Annotated in this window: 18 protein-coding genes; 7 read left to right on the top strand and 11 right to left on the bottom strand. The window is 73.8% G+C overall.

The genetic code is table 11. The annotated features are described in order from the left end of the window. Positions 1 to 117 precede the first annotated feature (117 nt). The 5 genes from F8274_RS04985 to F8274_RS04965 form a co-directional block, all read right to left on the bottom strand. Entirely contained in the window at positions 118 to 534 is a 417-nt protein-coding gene (locus tag F8274_RS04985; RefSeq protein ID WP_151461092.1) for a CBS domain-containing protein, read from the bottom strand. A 74-nt stretch (positions 535 to 608) separates the two neighbouring features. Continuing rightward, complete coding sequence (locus F8274_RS04980) at positions 609 to 1,049, bottom strand: PPOX class F420-dependent oxidoreductase (RefSeq protein WP_151461091.1); 441 nt, start codon at positions 1,047 to 1,049, stop codon at positions 609 to 611. Between the two features lie 3 nt (positions 1,050 to 1,052). After that, positions 1,053 to 2,078 (bottom strand): aspartate-semialdehyde dehydrogenase, encoded by a 1,026-nt coding sequence (locus F8274_RS04975; RefSeq protein WP_151461090.1) that lies wholly within the window; start codon positions 2,076 to 2,078, stop codon positions 1,053 to 1,055. A 279-nt stretch (positions 2,079 to 2,357) separates the two neighbouring features. Further along, complete coding sequence (locus F8274_RS04970; RefSeq protein ID WP_151461089.1) at positions 2,358 to 3,704, bottom strand: pitrilysin family protein; 1,347 nt, start codon at positions 3,702 to 3,704, stop codon at positions 2,358 to 2,360. After that, positions 3,701 to 4,993, bottom strand: a complete 1,293-nt coding sequence (locus F8274_RS04965) for a pitrilysin family protein (protein ID WP_151461088.1) — start codon at positions 4,991 to 4,993, stop codon at positions 3,701 to 3,703. The genes F8274_RS04970 and F8274_RS04965 overlap by 4 nt, the downstream gene beginning before the upstream one ends. An 81-nt stretch (positions 4,994 to 5,074) precedes the next feature. Between F8274_RS04965 and F8274_RS04960 the strand changes: the two genes are divergently transcribed. Beyond that, the gene (locus F8274_RS04960) at positions 5,075 to 5,791 is read left to right on the top strand and encodes a phosphodiesterase (RefSeq protein WP_151461087.1); all 717 of its coding nucleotides are present in this window, start codon (positions 5,075 to 5,077) and stop codon (positions 5,789 to 5,791) included. Here the strand turns inward: F8274_RS04960 and F8274_RS04955 are convergent. Then, on the bottom strand, positions 5,763 to 5,981 hold the full coding sequence (locus F8274_RS04955; protein WP_151461086.1) for a hypothetical protein: 219 nt from the start codon (positions 5,979 to 5,981) through the stop codon (positions 5,763 to 5,765). The two genes, F8274_RS04960 and F8274_RS04955, sit on opposite strands and share 29 nt — an antisense overlap. 265 nt (positions 5,982 to 6,246) lie before the next feature. Between F8274_RS04955 and F8274_RS04950 the strand changes: the two genes are divergently transcribed. From F8274_RS04950 to F8274_RS04940, 3 genes are read left to right on the top strand one after another with little or no spacing between them, the layout of a single operon-like run. Continuing rightward, positions 6,247 to 7,332, top strand: coding sequence for a 3-deoxy-7-phosphoheptulonate synthase (locus F8274_RS04950; RefSeq protein ID WP_151461085.1), 1,086 nt, complete (start codon positions 6,247 to 6,249; stop codon positions 7,330 to 7,332). Between the two features lie 39 nt (positions 7,333 to 7,371). Beyond that, complete coding sequence (locus F8274_RS04945) at positions 7,372 to 7,605, top strand: hypothetical protein (RefSeq protein WP_370518195.1); 234 nt, start codon at positions 7,372 to 7,374, stop codon at positions 7,603 to 7,605. Positions 7,606 to 7,647: 42 nt separating this feature from the next. Then, positions 7,648 to 7,857, top strand: coding sequence for a hypothetical protein (locus F8274_RS04940; RefSeq protein WP_151461083.1), 210 nt, complete (start codon positions 7,648 to 7,650; stop codon positions 7,855 to 7,857). A 59-nt stretch (positions 7,858 to 7,916) separates the two neighbouring features. On the opposite strand, the gene F8274_RS04935 is transcribed toward F8274_RS04940, so the two are convergent. The 3 genes from F8274_RS04935 to F8274_RS04925 are packed head-to-tail and all read right to left on the bottom strand — an operon-like array spanning position 7,917 to position 9,110. Continuing rightward, positions 7,917 to 8,456, bottom strand: a complete 540-nt coding sequence (locus F8274_RS04935) for a DUF1360 domain-containing protein (protein ID WP_151461082.1) — start codon at positions 8,454 to 8,456, stop codon at positions 7,917 to 7,919. Positions 8,457 to 8,487: 31 nt separating this feature from the next. Beyond that, positions 8,488 to 8,811: a hypothetical protein gene (locus F8274_RS04930; protein ID WP_151461081.1), complete on the bottom strand. Its 324-nt coding sequence runs from the start codon at positions 8,809 to 8,811 to the stop codon at positions 8,488 to 8,490. After that, positions 8,811 to 9,110 (bottom strand): DUF6158 family protein, encoded by a 300-nt coding sequence (locus tag F8274_RS04925; protein WP_151461080.1) that lies wholly within the window; start codon positions 9,108 to 9,110, stop codon positions 8,811 to 8,813. The genes F8274_RS04930 and F8274_RS04925 overlap by 1 nt, the downstream gene beginning before the upstream one ends. A gap of 122 nt (positions 9,111 to 9,232) precedes the next feature. Between F8274_RS04925 and F8274_RS04920 the strand changes: the two genes are divergently transcribed. Beyond that, positions 9,233 to 9,652, top strand: coding sequence for a hypothetical protein (locus tag F8274_RS04920; RefSeq protein ID WP_151461079.1), 420 nt, complete (start codon positions 9,233 to 9,235; stop codon positions 9,650 to 9,652). 25 nt (positions 9,653 to 9,677) lie between these two features. After that, positions 9,678 to 10,007: a DUF3817 domain-containing protein gene (locus F8274_RS04915; RefSeq protein WP_151461078.1), complete on the top strand. Its 330-nt coding sequence runs from the start codon at positions 9,678 to 9,680 to the stop codon at positions 10,005 to 10,007. A 9-nt stretch (positions 10,008 to 10,016) separates the two neighbouring features. On the opposite strand, the gene F8274_RS04910 is transcribed toward F8274_RS04915, so the two are convergent. Further along, a complete protein-coding gene (locus F8274_RS04910) occupies positions 10,017 to 10,532 on the bottom strand; it encodes a DUF6232 family protein (protein WP_151461077.1) in 516 nt (171 codons plus the stop codon). Positions 10,533 to 11,026: 494 nt separating this feature from the next. Here F8274_RS04910 and F8274_RS04905 point away from each other — a divergent pair, with 494 nt between their 5' ends. After that, positions 11,027 to 11,995, top strand: coding sequence for a C40 family peptidase (locus F8274_RS04905; protein WP_151461076.1), 969 nt, complete (start codon positions 11,027 to 11,029; stop codon positions 11,993 to 11,995). Positions 11,996 to 12,064: 69 nt separating this feature from the next. Here the strand turns inward: F8274_RS04905 and F8274_RS04900 are convergent, their stop codons facing one another. After that, positions 12,065 to 13,054, bottom strand: a complete 990-nt coding sequence (locus F8274_RS04900; protein WP_192579712.1) for an RNA polymerase sigma factor RpoD/SigA — start codon at positions 13,052 to 13,054, stop codon at positions 12,065 to 12,067. Positions 13,055 to 13,096 lie beyond the last annotated feature (42 nt).

The raw sequence follows: 13,096 nt of genomic DNA, 5'->3' as shown, positions 1-13,096 counted from the left end.
TCCCCGCCGGGGTACGGGGTCAACCTCGCCCGGTTCGGGTGAGGCACCCGCCAGTTGGCCCGGACGTGCGAAACGCCGGCCCCCGAACCGGGGGCCGGCGTTACCGCGGCGGACGAGTCAGTTGTTCGGGTCGTCGGCGCTGACGTCCGCGAGCACCGACTGGGGCTCCCGCTCGACGGCCAGGTCACCGATCGACACCAGGCCGATCAGGCGGCCGTCCTCGGTCACCGGCAGCCGGCGGACGCCGTAGGTGCGCATGAGGTCGGCGGCGGCCACCGCGTCGTCGTACTGGCTGACCGTCACCACGTCCTTGCTGGTGATCTGGTCGAGCTTCGTCGTGTCGGGATTCAGGCTCTCGGCCACGCCTCGCACCGTGATGTCCCGGTCCGTGACGATGCCGACCACGTTGTCGTTGTCGGTCACCACCACGTCGCCGATGGCGCTGTCGCGCATCTCCTGCGCCGCGGCGGTGAGGGTGTCGCTGCCGTCCATCGTCACCAACCGGGTCGTCATGAACTCTCCGACCGTTGTCATGGTGCTCCCCTCTCGGTGTCGGCACCGCGGTCTACCCGGCGGCGCGGACAAGGTAACCGGGGGGCCGGCACCGGTCAGGCGCGCGGCGGCCTCCCGTAGAGCCGCTCGACGTGCAGCCGGAGCACCAGCCTGCGCTCGGCCACCATGGCCCGCCGGAAGTCGTCCCAGTCCGGGTGTTCGCCCTGCACCGCCCGGTAGAGCCCGACCAGTTCCTCCACGGTCGGGTCGTCCGGCCGTTCCGCCACCGGGGTCAGCTCGGCCCGGGCCTCCACCACCGCGTACGCCCAGCCGTCCTCGCTGCTGACGTGGAAGCTGGCCCGGGGGTCGCGGCGCAGGTTCGCGGTCTTCGCCCGGCCGTCGGTCACCGAGATCCGGATCAGCCCCGCGTCCCGGTCGTAGGAGTGGACCACGGTGGACAGTTGGGGCCGGCCGTCGCGCTTCAGGGTGGCGAGCACGCCGAGCCGGCGGCTCGCCACGAGGTCGGCCAGGGCCGGCCCGGTTCGCTCGTCCGCCACTTTTCAGCGCCCTTCCGCGGCGACGAGTTCGGCGAGCTGCACGGCGTTGAGCGCCGCGCCCTTGCGCAGGTTGTCGTTGGCGCAGAACAGGGCGAGGCCGTGCTCGACGGTCTCGTCGGCCCGGATCCGCCCGACGTAGGTGGGGTCCTGGCCGGCCGCCTCCAGCGGGGTCGGCACCTCGTGCAGCGCCACACCCGGCGCGCCGTCGAGCAGCTCACGGGCCCGGGCCGGGGTGATCGGGCGGGCGAAGCGCGCGTTGATCTGGAGGGAGTGGCCGGTGAAGACCGGCACCCGGACGCAGGTGCCGGAGACCTTGAGACCGGGGATCTCCAGGATCTTCCGGCTCTCGTTGCGCAGCTTCTGCTCCTCGTCGGTCTCGTTGGAGCCGTCGTCGACGATCGAGCCGGCCAGCGGGAGGACGTTGAAGGCGATCGGGCGGGCGAACGAGCGCGGCGCGGGGAACTCCACGGCCGACCCGTCGAAGGCGAGCCCGGCGGCGTGCTCGGCGACCTTGCGGACCTGCTCGTCCAGCTCGGCCACGCCGGCCAGGCCGGCACCGGACACCGCCTGGTAGGTGGCGACCACCAGGCTGACCAGCTCGGCTTCCTGGTGCAGCGGGCGCAGCACCGGCATGGCGGCCATGGTGGTGCAGTTCGGGTTGGCCACGATGCCCTTGGGCCGGTCGGCGACGGCGTGCGGGTTGACCTCGGCGACCACGAGCGGCACCTCGGGGTCCATCCGGTACGCCGAGGAGTTGTCGATGACGACCGCGCCGGCCCCGGCGACCCGGGGTGCGAGCTCCCGGGCGGTGCCCTTGCCCGCCGAGAACAGCACGATGTCCAGCCCGCGGTAGTCCGCGGTGGCCGCGTCCTCGACGGTGACCTCGCCGTCGCGCCAGGGCAGCGTGCGCCCGGCCGACCGGGCCGAGGCGAACAACCGCAGCTGCTCCGCCGGGAAGTCGCGCTCCGCCAGCACCTGCCGCATCACGCCACCGACCTGGCCGGTGGCCCCCACAATGCCGATCCTCATGCCCGCGAGGCTACCCAGCCGGGCGGGGCCGGCGGGAAGCCTTTCCCCGCGCGCGGGCCGCCGGCCGCCGACCGGGCCCTTCGCCGATCGAGGCGTCGACCTGCAACGACACCGGCCGGCGACGGGCCGTTGGTGGAGAATCGCCCGTCTTCCGGGGCTCGGGCCGCAGCATCCGCGTCCCCGGGCCGCGCGCGCGGCGACCGGGGGACGCGACGGGAATCACATCCCGGGCCCCGGCGCGGCGGCGTCCGGGTCGAACACCGCCACGCGCCGAGCCGGTCAGGACCGGTGGTCGACCACGTCGCCGAGGCCGGCGGCCACCAGCTCGTCCCGGATCACCGCCGAGTCGCCCTCGACGACCAGGGTGAGCGACTCCGGGTGCAGGTGGGCGGCGGCCGCCGCGGACACCTCCTCGACGGTCGCGGCGAGCAGCGCCTCGCGCAGCTGGGCGTGGTAGTCGTCCGGCAGGTCGTGCACCACCAGCGTGGTCAGCGCCGAGGCGATGGCCCGGGGGCTCTGCAGCTCGACGGAGAGCTGGCCGGCCCGCCAGGAGCGCGCCACCGCCAGCTCGTCCTCGGTCACCCCGGTCAACTGGGTACGCGACACCTCGCCCACCGCCTCGACCAGGGCCGGCGCGGTCACCGCCGTCTGCACCCCGGAGCTGATGGCGAACCGGCCGAACCGGCGGGACGAGGCGAAGTCGCCCCGGATCCCGTACGTGTAGCCACGCACCTCGCGGATCAGGTGGTTGAGCCGGGAGGTGAAGGCCCCACCGAGCACCGTGCCGGCCAGCGTCATCGGCACGTGGTCCGGGTGGGCGCGGTGCGGCGACGGGTGCCCGAGGCGGAGCGTGGACTGCACCGAGCCGGGACGGTCGACCAGGATGATCCGCCGCCGGTCGGACACCGGCGCCTCGATCGGGCCGCCCCGGTCCGCCGCCGCGCCGCCGGCCCCGGTGAACACCGTCGCGGCGAGCGCGTCGAGGTCGATCCGGTCCAGGTCACCGGCGACGATCAGCGTGCCCGGGCGGATGAACCACTCGGAGTGGAAGACGGTGACGTCGTCCACGTCCAGGCCGGCCACGCTCTCCGGGTCGCCGTACATGGGGCGGCCCCAGCGGTTGTCCGCGCCGAACAGGTCGGCGCGCAGCACGGCGTCGGCCCGCGGGCCCGGGTTCGCCCAGTCCATCCGCAGGGCGGTCGCCTCGTCGTCGCGGACCCGCCGCACGTCGGCCGGGTCGAGCTTCGGCGTGCGCACCGCCTCGGCGAGCAACTCCACGGCGGCGCTCAGCCGGTCCACCGGCACCTGCACGCTGACCTGGAACGAGTCCCAGTCCAGGCCGGTCACCAGCTCGGTGCCGAGCGCCTCGATGGCCAGGGCGTACGCGGTGGCGTCCCGCTGCGCGGTCCCCTCCTCCAGCGCCTTGGCCAGCACCCCGCCGAGCCCCTCCTTGCCGACCGGCTCCCGGCCGGCGCCGCCGTCGAGCAGCAGCAGCGCGACGGCGAGGTTCTGCCCGGGCAGGTGCGCGGCGACGACCTGCCCGCCGGCGGCGGACCGGCGGACGACCTGCGGGAACCGGTACGGGCGGGCGGCGCCCGGCCCGGGACGGGTGGCGATCAGCGTCATGAGGTCTCCTCGGGCAGGTAGGTGAGGGTCGCCCGGTCGGCCGCGCCGAGCAGCTCGGTGGCCTGCTCGGCGACCTGCTCGGCGGTGACGGCGAGCCAGGCGGGCAGCCGCTCGCCGGCCCGGGCCGGGTCGCCGAACTGGGTGGCGTACCGGCCGAGGGTGTCGGCACGGCCGTCCACCGTGGACATCTGCCGCCACCACATGGTGCTCAGCAGCGCCTTGGCCCGGTCCAGCTCGGCGGCGGTCACCGGCACGGTGGCCAGCTCGTCGACCACCTCGGCCAGCCCCTCGCACAGCCGGTCGCCGGACACCCCGGGTCGGGCCGTGGCGGTGGCGATGAGCGGCGCCGGCGCGTGCGCCAGGTCCACCCCGTACGCCCCGACGAGGTCCGGCTGGGCGATCCGCTCGCCGTCGGCGAGCCGCTGGTAGAGCCGGCTGCCCCGGCCGCTGCCCAGCACGGTGGCGAGCACGGTGGTCACGTCGTACCCGGGGGTGCCGAAGGCGTGGGTGCGGTGCGCGACGTAGACCCGGGGAGCGGGCACGTCGGCGGTGACCGTCTCCACCGCGGGCCGGCCGGTGGCCGGGACGGCGCGCCCGTCCGGGGCCGCCGGGATGTCCTCGCGCGACGGCAGCCCGCCGAAGTACTTGTCGGCCAGCGCGAACACCTCGGCGGCGGTGGTGTCGCCGACCACGGTCAGCACCGCGTTGTTCGGCGCGTACCAGGTGCGGTGGAACGCCTGGAAGGTGGCCAGGTCGGCGGCGTTCAGGTCGGCCATCGAGCCGATGGTGGCGTGGTGGTAGGGGTGCCCGGGCGGATAGAGCAGCGGCAGCAGCCGCAGCCAGGCGTCGCCGTACGGCACGTTCTCGTAGCGCTGCCGGCGCTCGTTCTTCACCACGTCCCGCTGGTTGTCCAACGTCTCCTGGGTCAGCGCCGGGACCAGCCCGCCCATCCGGTCGGCTTCCAGCCAGAGCGCCAGCTCCAGGTGCTCGGCCGGGACCGTCTCGAAGTAGTTGGTCCGGTCCGGGTTGGTGGTGGCGTTGAGCGAGCCGCCGGAACCCTGGATGAACCTCATGTGCTCGGTCTTCGCCACGTTGACCGAGCCCTCGAACATCAGGTGCTCGAAGAGGTGGGCGAAGCCGGTCTGGCCGGCCGGTTCGTGGCGGGAACCCACGTCGTACCAGATGTTCACGGCGACGGCGGGAGCGGTGCGGTCCTCGCTCACCACCACGCGCAGGCCGTTGTCCAGTCGGGTCGTCTCGATCGGCCAGGGGTAACCGCTGTCGGGCATGGCACGACGCTATCCGATCTCGCGGGTGGAAAGGTGACGTGCGGGGAGCATCGTCGCCGCGCGCCGGGGTACTCGCCCGGCATGTCCACCCCCGCATCGTCCGCGGTCGAACGCGCCGCCCTCCTGCTCGCCCGGCTCCGGGGCGCCCGGCTGCTGCATCCCGCCGGCCGCACCTTCTCCGCCGAGGTCCTGATCTGGGGTACGCCGGGCCCGCCGACCGGCGTGCCGCTGCTCGACCTGCCGGGCCGGTGGCCGGCGACGGTGCGCCTGTCGAAGGGCGTGCCCACCCCGGGGAGCTGGCCGGACGTGCTGGGCGTGGGAATCCGGCTGCACCGCGACCCGGAGCCGCCGGTGGACCTGCTGGCCAGCTCCAGCGCCGCCGCACCGGTGCTGCGCCACCTGCCGCTGCCCCGGCGCGGCTTCACCGGGACGTACACCTCGATCATGTCCTACCGGGCGGGCCGGCGGCGGTTGTACCTGGCCGTGCTGGCCGACCCCGACTCGCCGGAGCTGGGCCGGGGCCTGGCCGAACTTCCGGCGGGGGCCGGCGACGACGGGCCCCGGCTGGTGCTGGCGGTGGCTTCGGCGGTCGGGCCGTGGCGGCCGTTCGGCGAGGTGCGCCTCGGCGGCCGGCGCGACGCCCGGCAGGACGCCGCGCTGGCCTTCGATCCGATCGGCAACGTGCCGCCGGGCCTGCGCCTGGCCGGTCCGCTCGCGTGGTTGCGGGAGACCACCTACCGGGGTTCCCAGCGGGGTCGGGGGGTCCCGGTCAGTCGGGCGGCTCGGCGGCGGGGGTGACGGTCTCGTCGGAGGTCCGGTGCTCCAGCACCGTGTCCGGTGCGGCGTTCCGGTCCTCCTCCCGGATGTCCGATTCGGCGAGGATCGCGTCGGCCTGCGCCTCCGGATCCTCGCTGCCGACCGCCGCCTCCTCGGGCAGCAGGTGGGCGCGGGACTCGATCCGGTCCTGGTCGCTCTGGTGGGAACTCATGCGGTCCCCATACCCCCGGCGGGGCGTGGCGTACCCGACGAGCGGGTGGGACCCGTCCCTGACGTCGGGTACGCTGACGGGCGTGACGCGGTCGTATCGATGGTTTAGGCAGCCGGCTGGAGGAGCCGGTGACTCGACCATGAGCTGACGTCACTTCCTCTTCGAGCCGGCCGGGCAGGGATGATTCCCTGCCCATTCGCTTTTCGAGCAGCCGGCTCGATCCCGGGCGCCGGCCCCGGGCACGGTCGGCGGAAGGAACCCCACCGTGACGACCCCGGACGCCCATCGGGTCATCGACCAGCGGATCGACCGCGTCGTGCCGCTGACCACCCCGGCCCTGCTGCACCACCACCTGCCCCTCGAGGGCTCCCTCGCCGAGGCCGTGGTGGCCGGCCGGCGTGCCGTCGGCCAGGTGCTGGACCGCGCCGACGACCGGCTGCTGGTCGTGGTCGGCCCCTGCTCGGTGCACGACCCCGCCGCCGCCCTGGAGTACGCGGGCCGGCTGCGCCAGGTCGCCGACCGGCTCGCCGACGACCTGCTCGTGGTGATGCGGGTCTACTTCGAGAAGCCGCGCTCGACCGTGGGCTGGAAGGGCCTCATCAACGACCCGGGCCTGGACGGGTCGGGCGACGTGAACACCGGCCTGCGCACCGCCCGGGCGCTCCTGCTCGACGTGCTGCGGCTGGGCCTGCCGGTGGGCTGCGAGTTCCTCGACCCGATCACCCCGCAGTACATCGCCGACACGGTGGCCTGGGGCGCGATCGGCGCCCGGACCGTGGAGAGCCAGGTGCACCGGCAGCTCGCCTCCGGTCTGTCCATGCCGATCGGCATGAAGAACCGCCCCGACGGCAGCATCGCCACCGCGGTGGACGCGATCCGGGCGGCCGGCGTGCCGCACGTCTTCCCCGGCATCGACGTCTCCGGCACCCCGGCGATCATGCACACCCGGGGCAACGCCGACGGGCACCTCGTGCTGCGGGGCGGCGGTGGCCGGCCCAACTACGACGCGGAGTCGGTGGCGGGGGCGCTGGACCTGCTGCGCGCGGCCGGGCTGCCCGAGCGGGTGGTGGTCGACGCGAGCCACGCCAACAGCGGCAAGGACCACCGCAACCAGCCGGTGGTCGCCGCCGACGTGGCCGCCCAGCTCGCCGCCGGCCAGCGCGGCATCGTCGGCATCATGCTGGAGAGCTTCCTCCAGCCCGGCCGCCAGGACCTCGACCCCACCCGCGAGCTGGAGTACGGGAAGTCGGTCACCGACGCCTGCCTGGGCTGGGACACCACGGCGGAGGTCCTCGACCACCTCGCCCAGGCGGTCCGCGCCCGGCGGGCCACCCTCCCCACCCCCGCCTGAGCGGCCGGTGGGACGTTTGACCGATTCGGCCCCGGGTAGCTGGTCGGCGTGACCGACGACGCGCCCGTGACCGAGCAGCCGGACACCCGACAGCTCGACGAACTGCTCGACGACATCTTCCACGGCCAGGAGCGGATCAGTCAGGCGGACATCTACCGCCGGGCGGTGGCCGCCGAACTCCCCGCCGAGCTGCTCACCCGGATCGCCGCCCTGCCACAGGGCGAGTACGCGGTCGACGAGGCGGCCGACCTGCTCGGCGGGACGGTGGCCTGAGCCTTCCGGCGGACGCGGCCAGAGGACGGAGAGGACAGCGCGATGAGCGACCGTAACGAGGAACACGAGCACCCCCCGGCGCTCGGCCAGCCACCGGAGGGCATCGACACGCTGTCGGAGTCCGACTTCGCCGGCGAGCACGACCAGACCGCGGTCTCCGACGACGTCATCACCGGCGAGGACCGCGACGAGCGGGAGCCGGAGGCGTCGCGGGGGTGGGCCGGCGAGGACCACGGCACCACGCCCACCTGAGCGGACCGGAACGTGCGAAGGGGGCCGGCGCGGTGCGCCGGCCCCCTTCGCGTCGTCGGTCACTCGTCCCGGTGCCCACCCTCGGCCGCCTGCTGGGCCATCGCGTACCCCATCTGGAGGAAGTCGGAGGCGGCCACCGCGGTCAGCGCGGTGGCGACGAGCCGGGTCAGCCGGGGCGCCAGCACCAGCCCGCCGGTGAGCCCCGTGGCGACCCAGACCGCCAGGCAGAACGGGCAGCTCAGCAGCTCGCCGAGGGCGTGCCGGGTGGGGCTGCCCTGGTCGCGTACCTGTTCCATCACCTCGCCGCTGCCGATCGGGTGGTCGTACCGGGTGAACGGCGCGCGCAGCGGGCTGGTGATCGCGTCCTTGGAGAGCAGCCGGCTCAGCTTGTGGGTCGCGATCGAGAGGAGCACCACGTCCGCGGGCGCGGGCCGCTCCGGCACCGGGCGGCCGGTCGCCCGGACCAGGCCGACCAGCGACGCGGTGACGGCACCGTAGGTGCCCATGGCCGCCAGGTAGCCGCCCAGCGGCCGGTACTCGTGCGGCGCGTACGCCTGGCGCAGCCGCGCCACCTTCTGCTTCAGGCCACTCCCGGTCACCCGGCCTCCCCTTCTCGTCGTGGCGGCCGGCTCAGCCGGCGTTCAGGTTGTCGGACACCTCGCGGGCGAGGTTGGACAGGATCTCGTCGGCCATGCCGTGGTCGGTGCCGGTCAGGTCGAGCCGGACCCGGGCGCCCCCGGCGTCGGCCGGCTCCACGTCGATGTCCGCCGACCACCCGGCGGACTCGGAACTCCAGCGGGCCCGCATGTCCTCGGCGTCGACCACCTCCACCTGGTGCGTGCCGGAGCGGCGCAGCTCCTCCGGCAGCCAGGCCGACGACCGGTCCGGGTCGGTGGCGGTGCTGAACACCACCTCGGGCGGCGCGGACATGCCGCGCTCGGCGTGGTTGCTCATCAGGCGTCCCGGAGCCGGCTCGGGTCGACCTCCCGGCCCGGGTTCCGGGCCAGGTACTCGGTCTCCAGCTCGGCGGTGCGGCGCAGGTGGTTGGCGAGCGCCGAGTCGGTGGCGTGCCGGAGGGTGTCCAGGCGGGTCCGGTGCAGGCTCTGCATCTCCCGGATCAGGTCCTCGTCGGCGAGTTCGGCGGGGTCCACCCCGAGCAGCTCACCGTCGACCTCGTGGGTGCGGGCGTGGTCGCCGTCCCACTCGGTCACCCGCTGCTCCGGGCTCGCGTCACGGCGTACTGATTCGGTCATCGTCGCCCCCTCGTCTCGTTCGGGCTGGCGTCTAGACGGATGCCCAGCCGGGGTGTCACCAAACCCGACCCACCTACGACACCGCGTCGGAGACGGCCGGTGGGCCCGGTACCCTCGATGGCATGAAGCGGCTCTGGACACCGGCGTGGATCGCCCGCCACGTGGCCATGGTCGTGCTGGTGGTGGGCTTTCTCGGGCTGGGCTGGTGGCAGGTCACCCGGGCCGCCGGTGGCAACACGCTGAGCTTCGGTTACGCGATCGAGTGGCCGGTCTTCGCCGCCTTCGTGGTGTTCGTCTGGTGGCGTGAGCTGCGGCACACGCTGCGGGCGGAGCGCGAGGAGCGGAGCATCCCGGCGCCGTCGGCGGCCGCCGACGCGGAGCCGGCCGCCGCCACCCCGGCGGTACGCCGGCCGGTGCGGGTCAGCCGGGTGCCGGTCGCACCCACCGGCGGGGCCGACGACGGCGAACTGGCCGCGTACAACCGCTACCTTGCATGGTTGAACGCCAACCCGGGCGCGAGGCCCGGCGACTATCCCGGCTGAGGCCGGTGCGGAAGGACGGACGACGGTGGGCGGAGCCCTTACCCGGTACCGCGTGATCGCCTGGATCGTGGGCGTGGCGCTGGTGGTGCTGGTCCTGATCGGCATGCCGCTGAAGTACGGCTTCGACAACCCGACAGTGGTGGCCGTGGTCGGCACCGCGCACGGCTGGCTCTACATGGTCTACCTGGCGCTCACGTTCGACCTGTCGCGCCGGGCCGACTGGCCGCTCAAGCGGATGCTGCTCGTGATGCTCGCGGGCACCGTGCCGTTCGTCTCGTTCTACGCCGAGCGCCGGGTGAGCCACTGGATGGCCGCCGAGCGGGCGACCCGGACCCCGGAGCCGGTGGCCGGCTGACCCGGCCGCTCAGCGGTTCGGCCGCCACGCCTCGGCCGCCGGCGGGGCCCAGCCGCCGTGGCGTGCTCCCTCCCGGGCCCGTTGCAGGGCCCGGGTGACCTGGCCGAACTGCCGCTCGTTGTCGCTGCTGAACAGCAGCACCTCGGTGCCGCGGAGCCGGCCCCACAGCTCGTACGACGGGGGGCGCCAGCGGTCCCCGATCAGCACGAGCAGCAGCGGCAGCAGCCCGACCGCGCCCAGCGTGAGGTACGCCGCCGCGGTGAGCCGTTGCAGCCCGCCGGTGAAGCCGAGCAGCACACCGACCCCGCCGATCAGGGCCGCGGAGACGGCGACCGCCCGGAGTGCGAGGCGGTCGTGCGGCCCGCGGGCCGTCCAGAGCTGGGTGATCTCGGCGACCGGCCAGCTGTTGCGGCCCACGGTGAAGCGCTCGCCGGTCACCACGATGCCCGGCCGGGCGTAGAGCAGGGTGGATGAGGCCGCGCCCGGCGACCGGGGCGGGCGGGTGGTGGAGCCATCGGTCTGCACGGCGGCCTCCCGGGGGTTCGCGGTTGGGGCCTCCGCGCCGCCGGCGTTGCCGCGCGGCGGGATTCCCGAACTCCGCGCTTCATTGTGTTGCGGCCGCGCCACCGGACCGGGCGTTCTCCCTGGCCACGCGCCTGCCGCCGGACCCGGCGAGCGCCGGGAAACAGGAGCGATTTCCACCTTTGTCGTCATTTGGCGGCGCAGTGCCTGGCGACATCCGTTCAGAACGACGAATCGGGCCACTGGTGCGATCCGCCCACCCGACTCCGGCCCCACAACGGCCCGCACGCGAAACGGTCACCAAGGGTCACCAGCCTCGGTGGCACTTCCTGACACTTTGCCAACTTTCGCCCCTGCTTCAACTCCCCGTCACTCCGGTCACGGGTTAGGTTGGGCAGGCCGGTCCGGTCGACCGCCATCCACCCGGATGGCCCCGGGCCGGTGTCGCCGGGGCGGAACGCCGCACCGGCGAGGAGTCGGAGAGGAGCTTTCCGCTCTTGTCGTCCTTACGGATCCTGCTGCGCTCGTTGGCGGTGGCGGGCCTCTCGGCCACGCTGCTCGCCCCGGCGACGGTGGCTCGCGCCGAGCCCACCCCCGCCGAGCTGACGAAGCAGATCGAGAAGTCCTCGACTGAGCTGGAGCGAATCGTCGAGTCGTACAACAAGCTCAACGAGGAGATCAAGGCCAACAAGGCCACCGCGGCCAGGTTGCAGGCCAGGATCGGCCCGTTGCAGGAGCAGGCCGAGCGGAGTCGCGCCGATGTCGGCGCCATCGCCGCCACGGCCTACAAGACCGGAGGCATGCGCACCATGCAGGCCCTGCTGGACCCGGGCGGCGCCGCCACGCTGCCGGACCGGCTGGGCACCCTGGACCAGTTGACCCGCCAGCGGCAGCAGACCATCACCGGCTTCACCGAGAGCCAGCGTCAGCTGATCGACCAGAAGACCCGGCTCGACGCCACGCTGGCCCGGGAGGCGGCGCAGGCCAAGCAGTTGGTCGCCGGCAGGAAGAAGATCGAGGGGGACCTGGCCCGCCTCTACGAGCTGCGCCGCAAGGCGTACGGCCGGGCCACCGAGGCGCCCACGCGATCCAGCTCCGCCGGCAACGCCCCGGCCATCTCCGGTTCCGCCGGCGTGGCCGTGCGCTACGCCTACGGCGCGATCGGCAAGCCGTACGGCTACGGCGACGAGGGCCCCGGCAGCTACGACTGCTCGGGGCTGACCCTGGCGTCCTGGCGGGCGGCCGGCAAGTCCCTGCCGCACAACGCGGCGATGCAGTGGAACGCCACCTCGCGGATCAGCCGCGGCTCGCTGCAACCCGGCGACCTGGTGTTCTACTCCGGGCTCGGGCACGTGGCCCTGTACGTGGGCGGTGGTCAGATCATCGATGCGCCCAGCGCGGGGCGCAACGTCAACAAGCGCGACATGGACATCATGTCCATCGCCGGCTACGGCCGGGTGCGCTGACGCGGAACGGCGAACGGCCGGCGTCCCCCTATCGGACGCCGGCCGTTCGTCGATTCCATTACTACCAGCTCAGGCCGCCTGCAGCCCCTCCGCGCGGGCCAGCTCACGGAGCCGGCCGAGGGCCTGGATCTCCAGCTGGCGGATCCGCTCCCGGGAGAGCGAGAACCGCGAGGCGACCTCGGTCAGCGAGTGCTCGCGCCCGTCCTCCAGGCCGTAGCGGGCCCGCATGATGCCGGCCGAACGGTCGTCGAGGTGGTTGAGCAGACCCTCGATCCGCTGCCGCTCCAGGCCGGTGAGGACGATCTCCTCCGGCGACGGGGCGTCGCTGTCGGCGACCAGGTCGCCGAGGTTGGTGTCGCCGTCGTCGCCCACCGGGGTGTCCAGCGAGACGGTGTCCTGCGACCAGCGGCGCAGCTCGTTCACCCGCTCGACGGTGACGCCGAGCGCCGCGGCGATCTGCTCCGGCTCCGGGTCGCTGCCCAGCTCACGGGTGAGCTGCCGGGCCACGTTGCGCATCCGGTTGACGTCCTCGACCAGGTGCACGGGCAGTCGCACCGTGCGCTCCTGCTGGGCGATCGCCCGGCTGATGGCCTGGCGGATCCACCACGTCGCGTAGGTGGAGAACTTGTAGCCCCGCTCGTAGTCGAACTTCTCGACCGCGCGCACCAGGCCGGTGTTGCCCTCCTGGATGAGGTCCAGCATGGGCATGCCCGACCGCACGTAGCGGCGGGCGATCGAGACGACCAGCCGCAGGTTGGCGCGGATGAACAGGTCCTTCGCGCGCTCACCCTCGGCGACCAGCCGCTCCAGGTCGTCCCGGTCGACGCCGGCGGGGACGCGGTCCTCGCCGAGCAGGTGCTCGGCGTAGAGGCCCGCCTCGATCGCCTTGGAGAGATCGACCTCCTTGGCGGCGTCCAGCAGCGGCGTCCGGGAGATCTCGTGCAGGTAGACGCCGACCAGGTCCCGCTCCTCGGCGACCTCGTCGGTACGCATGCCGATGTTCTTGTCCACGATTGCCACGGTCCCCTCGCTCGCGCCGGTTGCCCGGTTCCTTGCCATCCCCACGTTCATCAGCCCTCCCCGTAACCTCCGCTGTGCCCG

The sequence above is a fragment of the Micromonospora sp. AMSO31t genome (assembly GCF_008868175.1).
In the GTDB taxonomy this organism is placed as follows: Bacteria; Actinomycetota; Actinomycetes; order Mycobacteriales; family Micromonosporaceae; genus Micromonospora.
The sequence above is the reverse complement of the archived record's forward strand: the minus strand, read 5'-3'. Positions and strand labels throughout refer to the sequence as shown.

Bases quoted from the DNA above. Each gene is read 5' to 3' on its own strand.
- F8274_RS04970 (WP_151461089.1), bottom strand. From the start codon at position 3,704: ATGACGCTGATCGCCACCCGTCCCGGGCCGGGCGCCGCCCGCCCGTAC.
- F8274_RS04900 (WP_192579712.1), bottom strand. From the start codon at position 13,054: ATGGCAAGGAACCGGGCAACCGGCGCGAGCGAGGGGACCGTGGCAATC.
- F8274_RS04925 (WP_151461080.1), bottom strand. From the start codon at position 9,110: ATGACCGAATCAGTACGCCGTGACGCGAGCCCGGAGCAGCGGGTGACC.
- F8274_RS04955 (WP_151461086.1), bottom strand. From the start codon at position 5,981: ATGAGTTCCCACCAGAGCGACCAGGACCGGATCGAGTCCCGCGCCCAC.
- F8274_RS04965 (WP_151461088.1), bottom strand. From the start codon at position 4,993: ATGCCCGACAGCGGTTACCCCTGGCCGATCGAGACGACCCGACTGGAC.
- F8274_RS04940 (WP_151461083.1), top strand. From the start codon at position 7,648: ATGAGCGACCGTAACGAGGAACACGAGCACCCCCCGGCGCTCGGCCAG.
- F8274_RS04930 (WP_151461081.1), bottom strand. From the start codon at position 8,811: ATGAGCAACCACGCCGAGCGCGGCATGTCCGCGCCGCCCGAGGTGGTG.
- F8274_RS04920 (WP_151461079.1), top strand. From the start codon at position 9,233: ATGAAGCGGCTCTGGACACCGGCGTGGATCGCCCGCCACGTGGCCATG.
- F8274_RS04960 (WP_151461087.1), top strand. From the start codon at position 5,075: ATGTCCACCCCCGCATCGTCCGCGGTCGAACGCGCCGCCCTCCTGCTC.
- F8274_RS04985 (WP_151461092.1), bottom strand. From the start codon at position 534: ATGACAACGGTCGGAGAGTTCATGACGACCCGGTTGGTGACGATGGAC.
- F8274_RS04975 (WP_151461090.1), bottom strand. From the start codon at position 2,078: ATGAGGATCGGCATTGTGGGGGCCACCGGCCAGGTCGGTGGCGTGATG.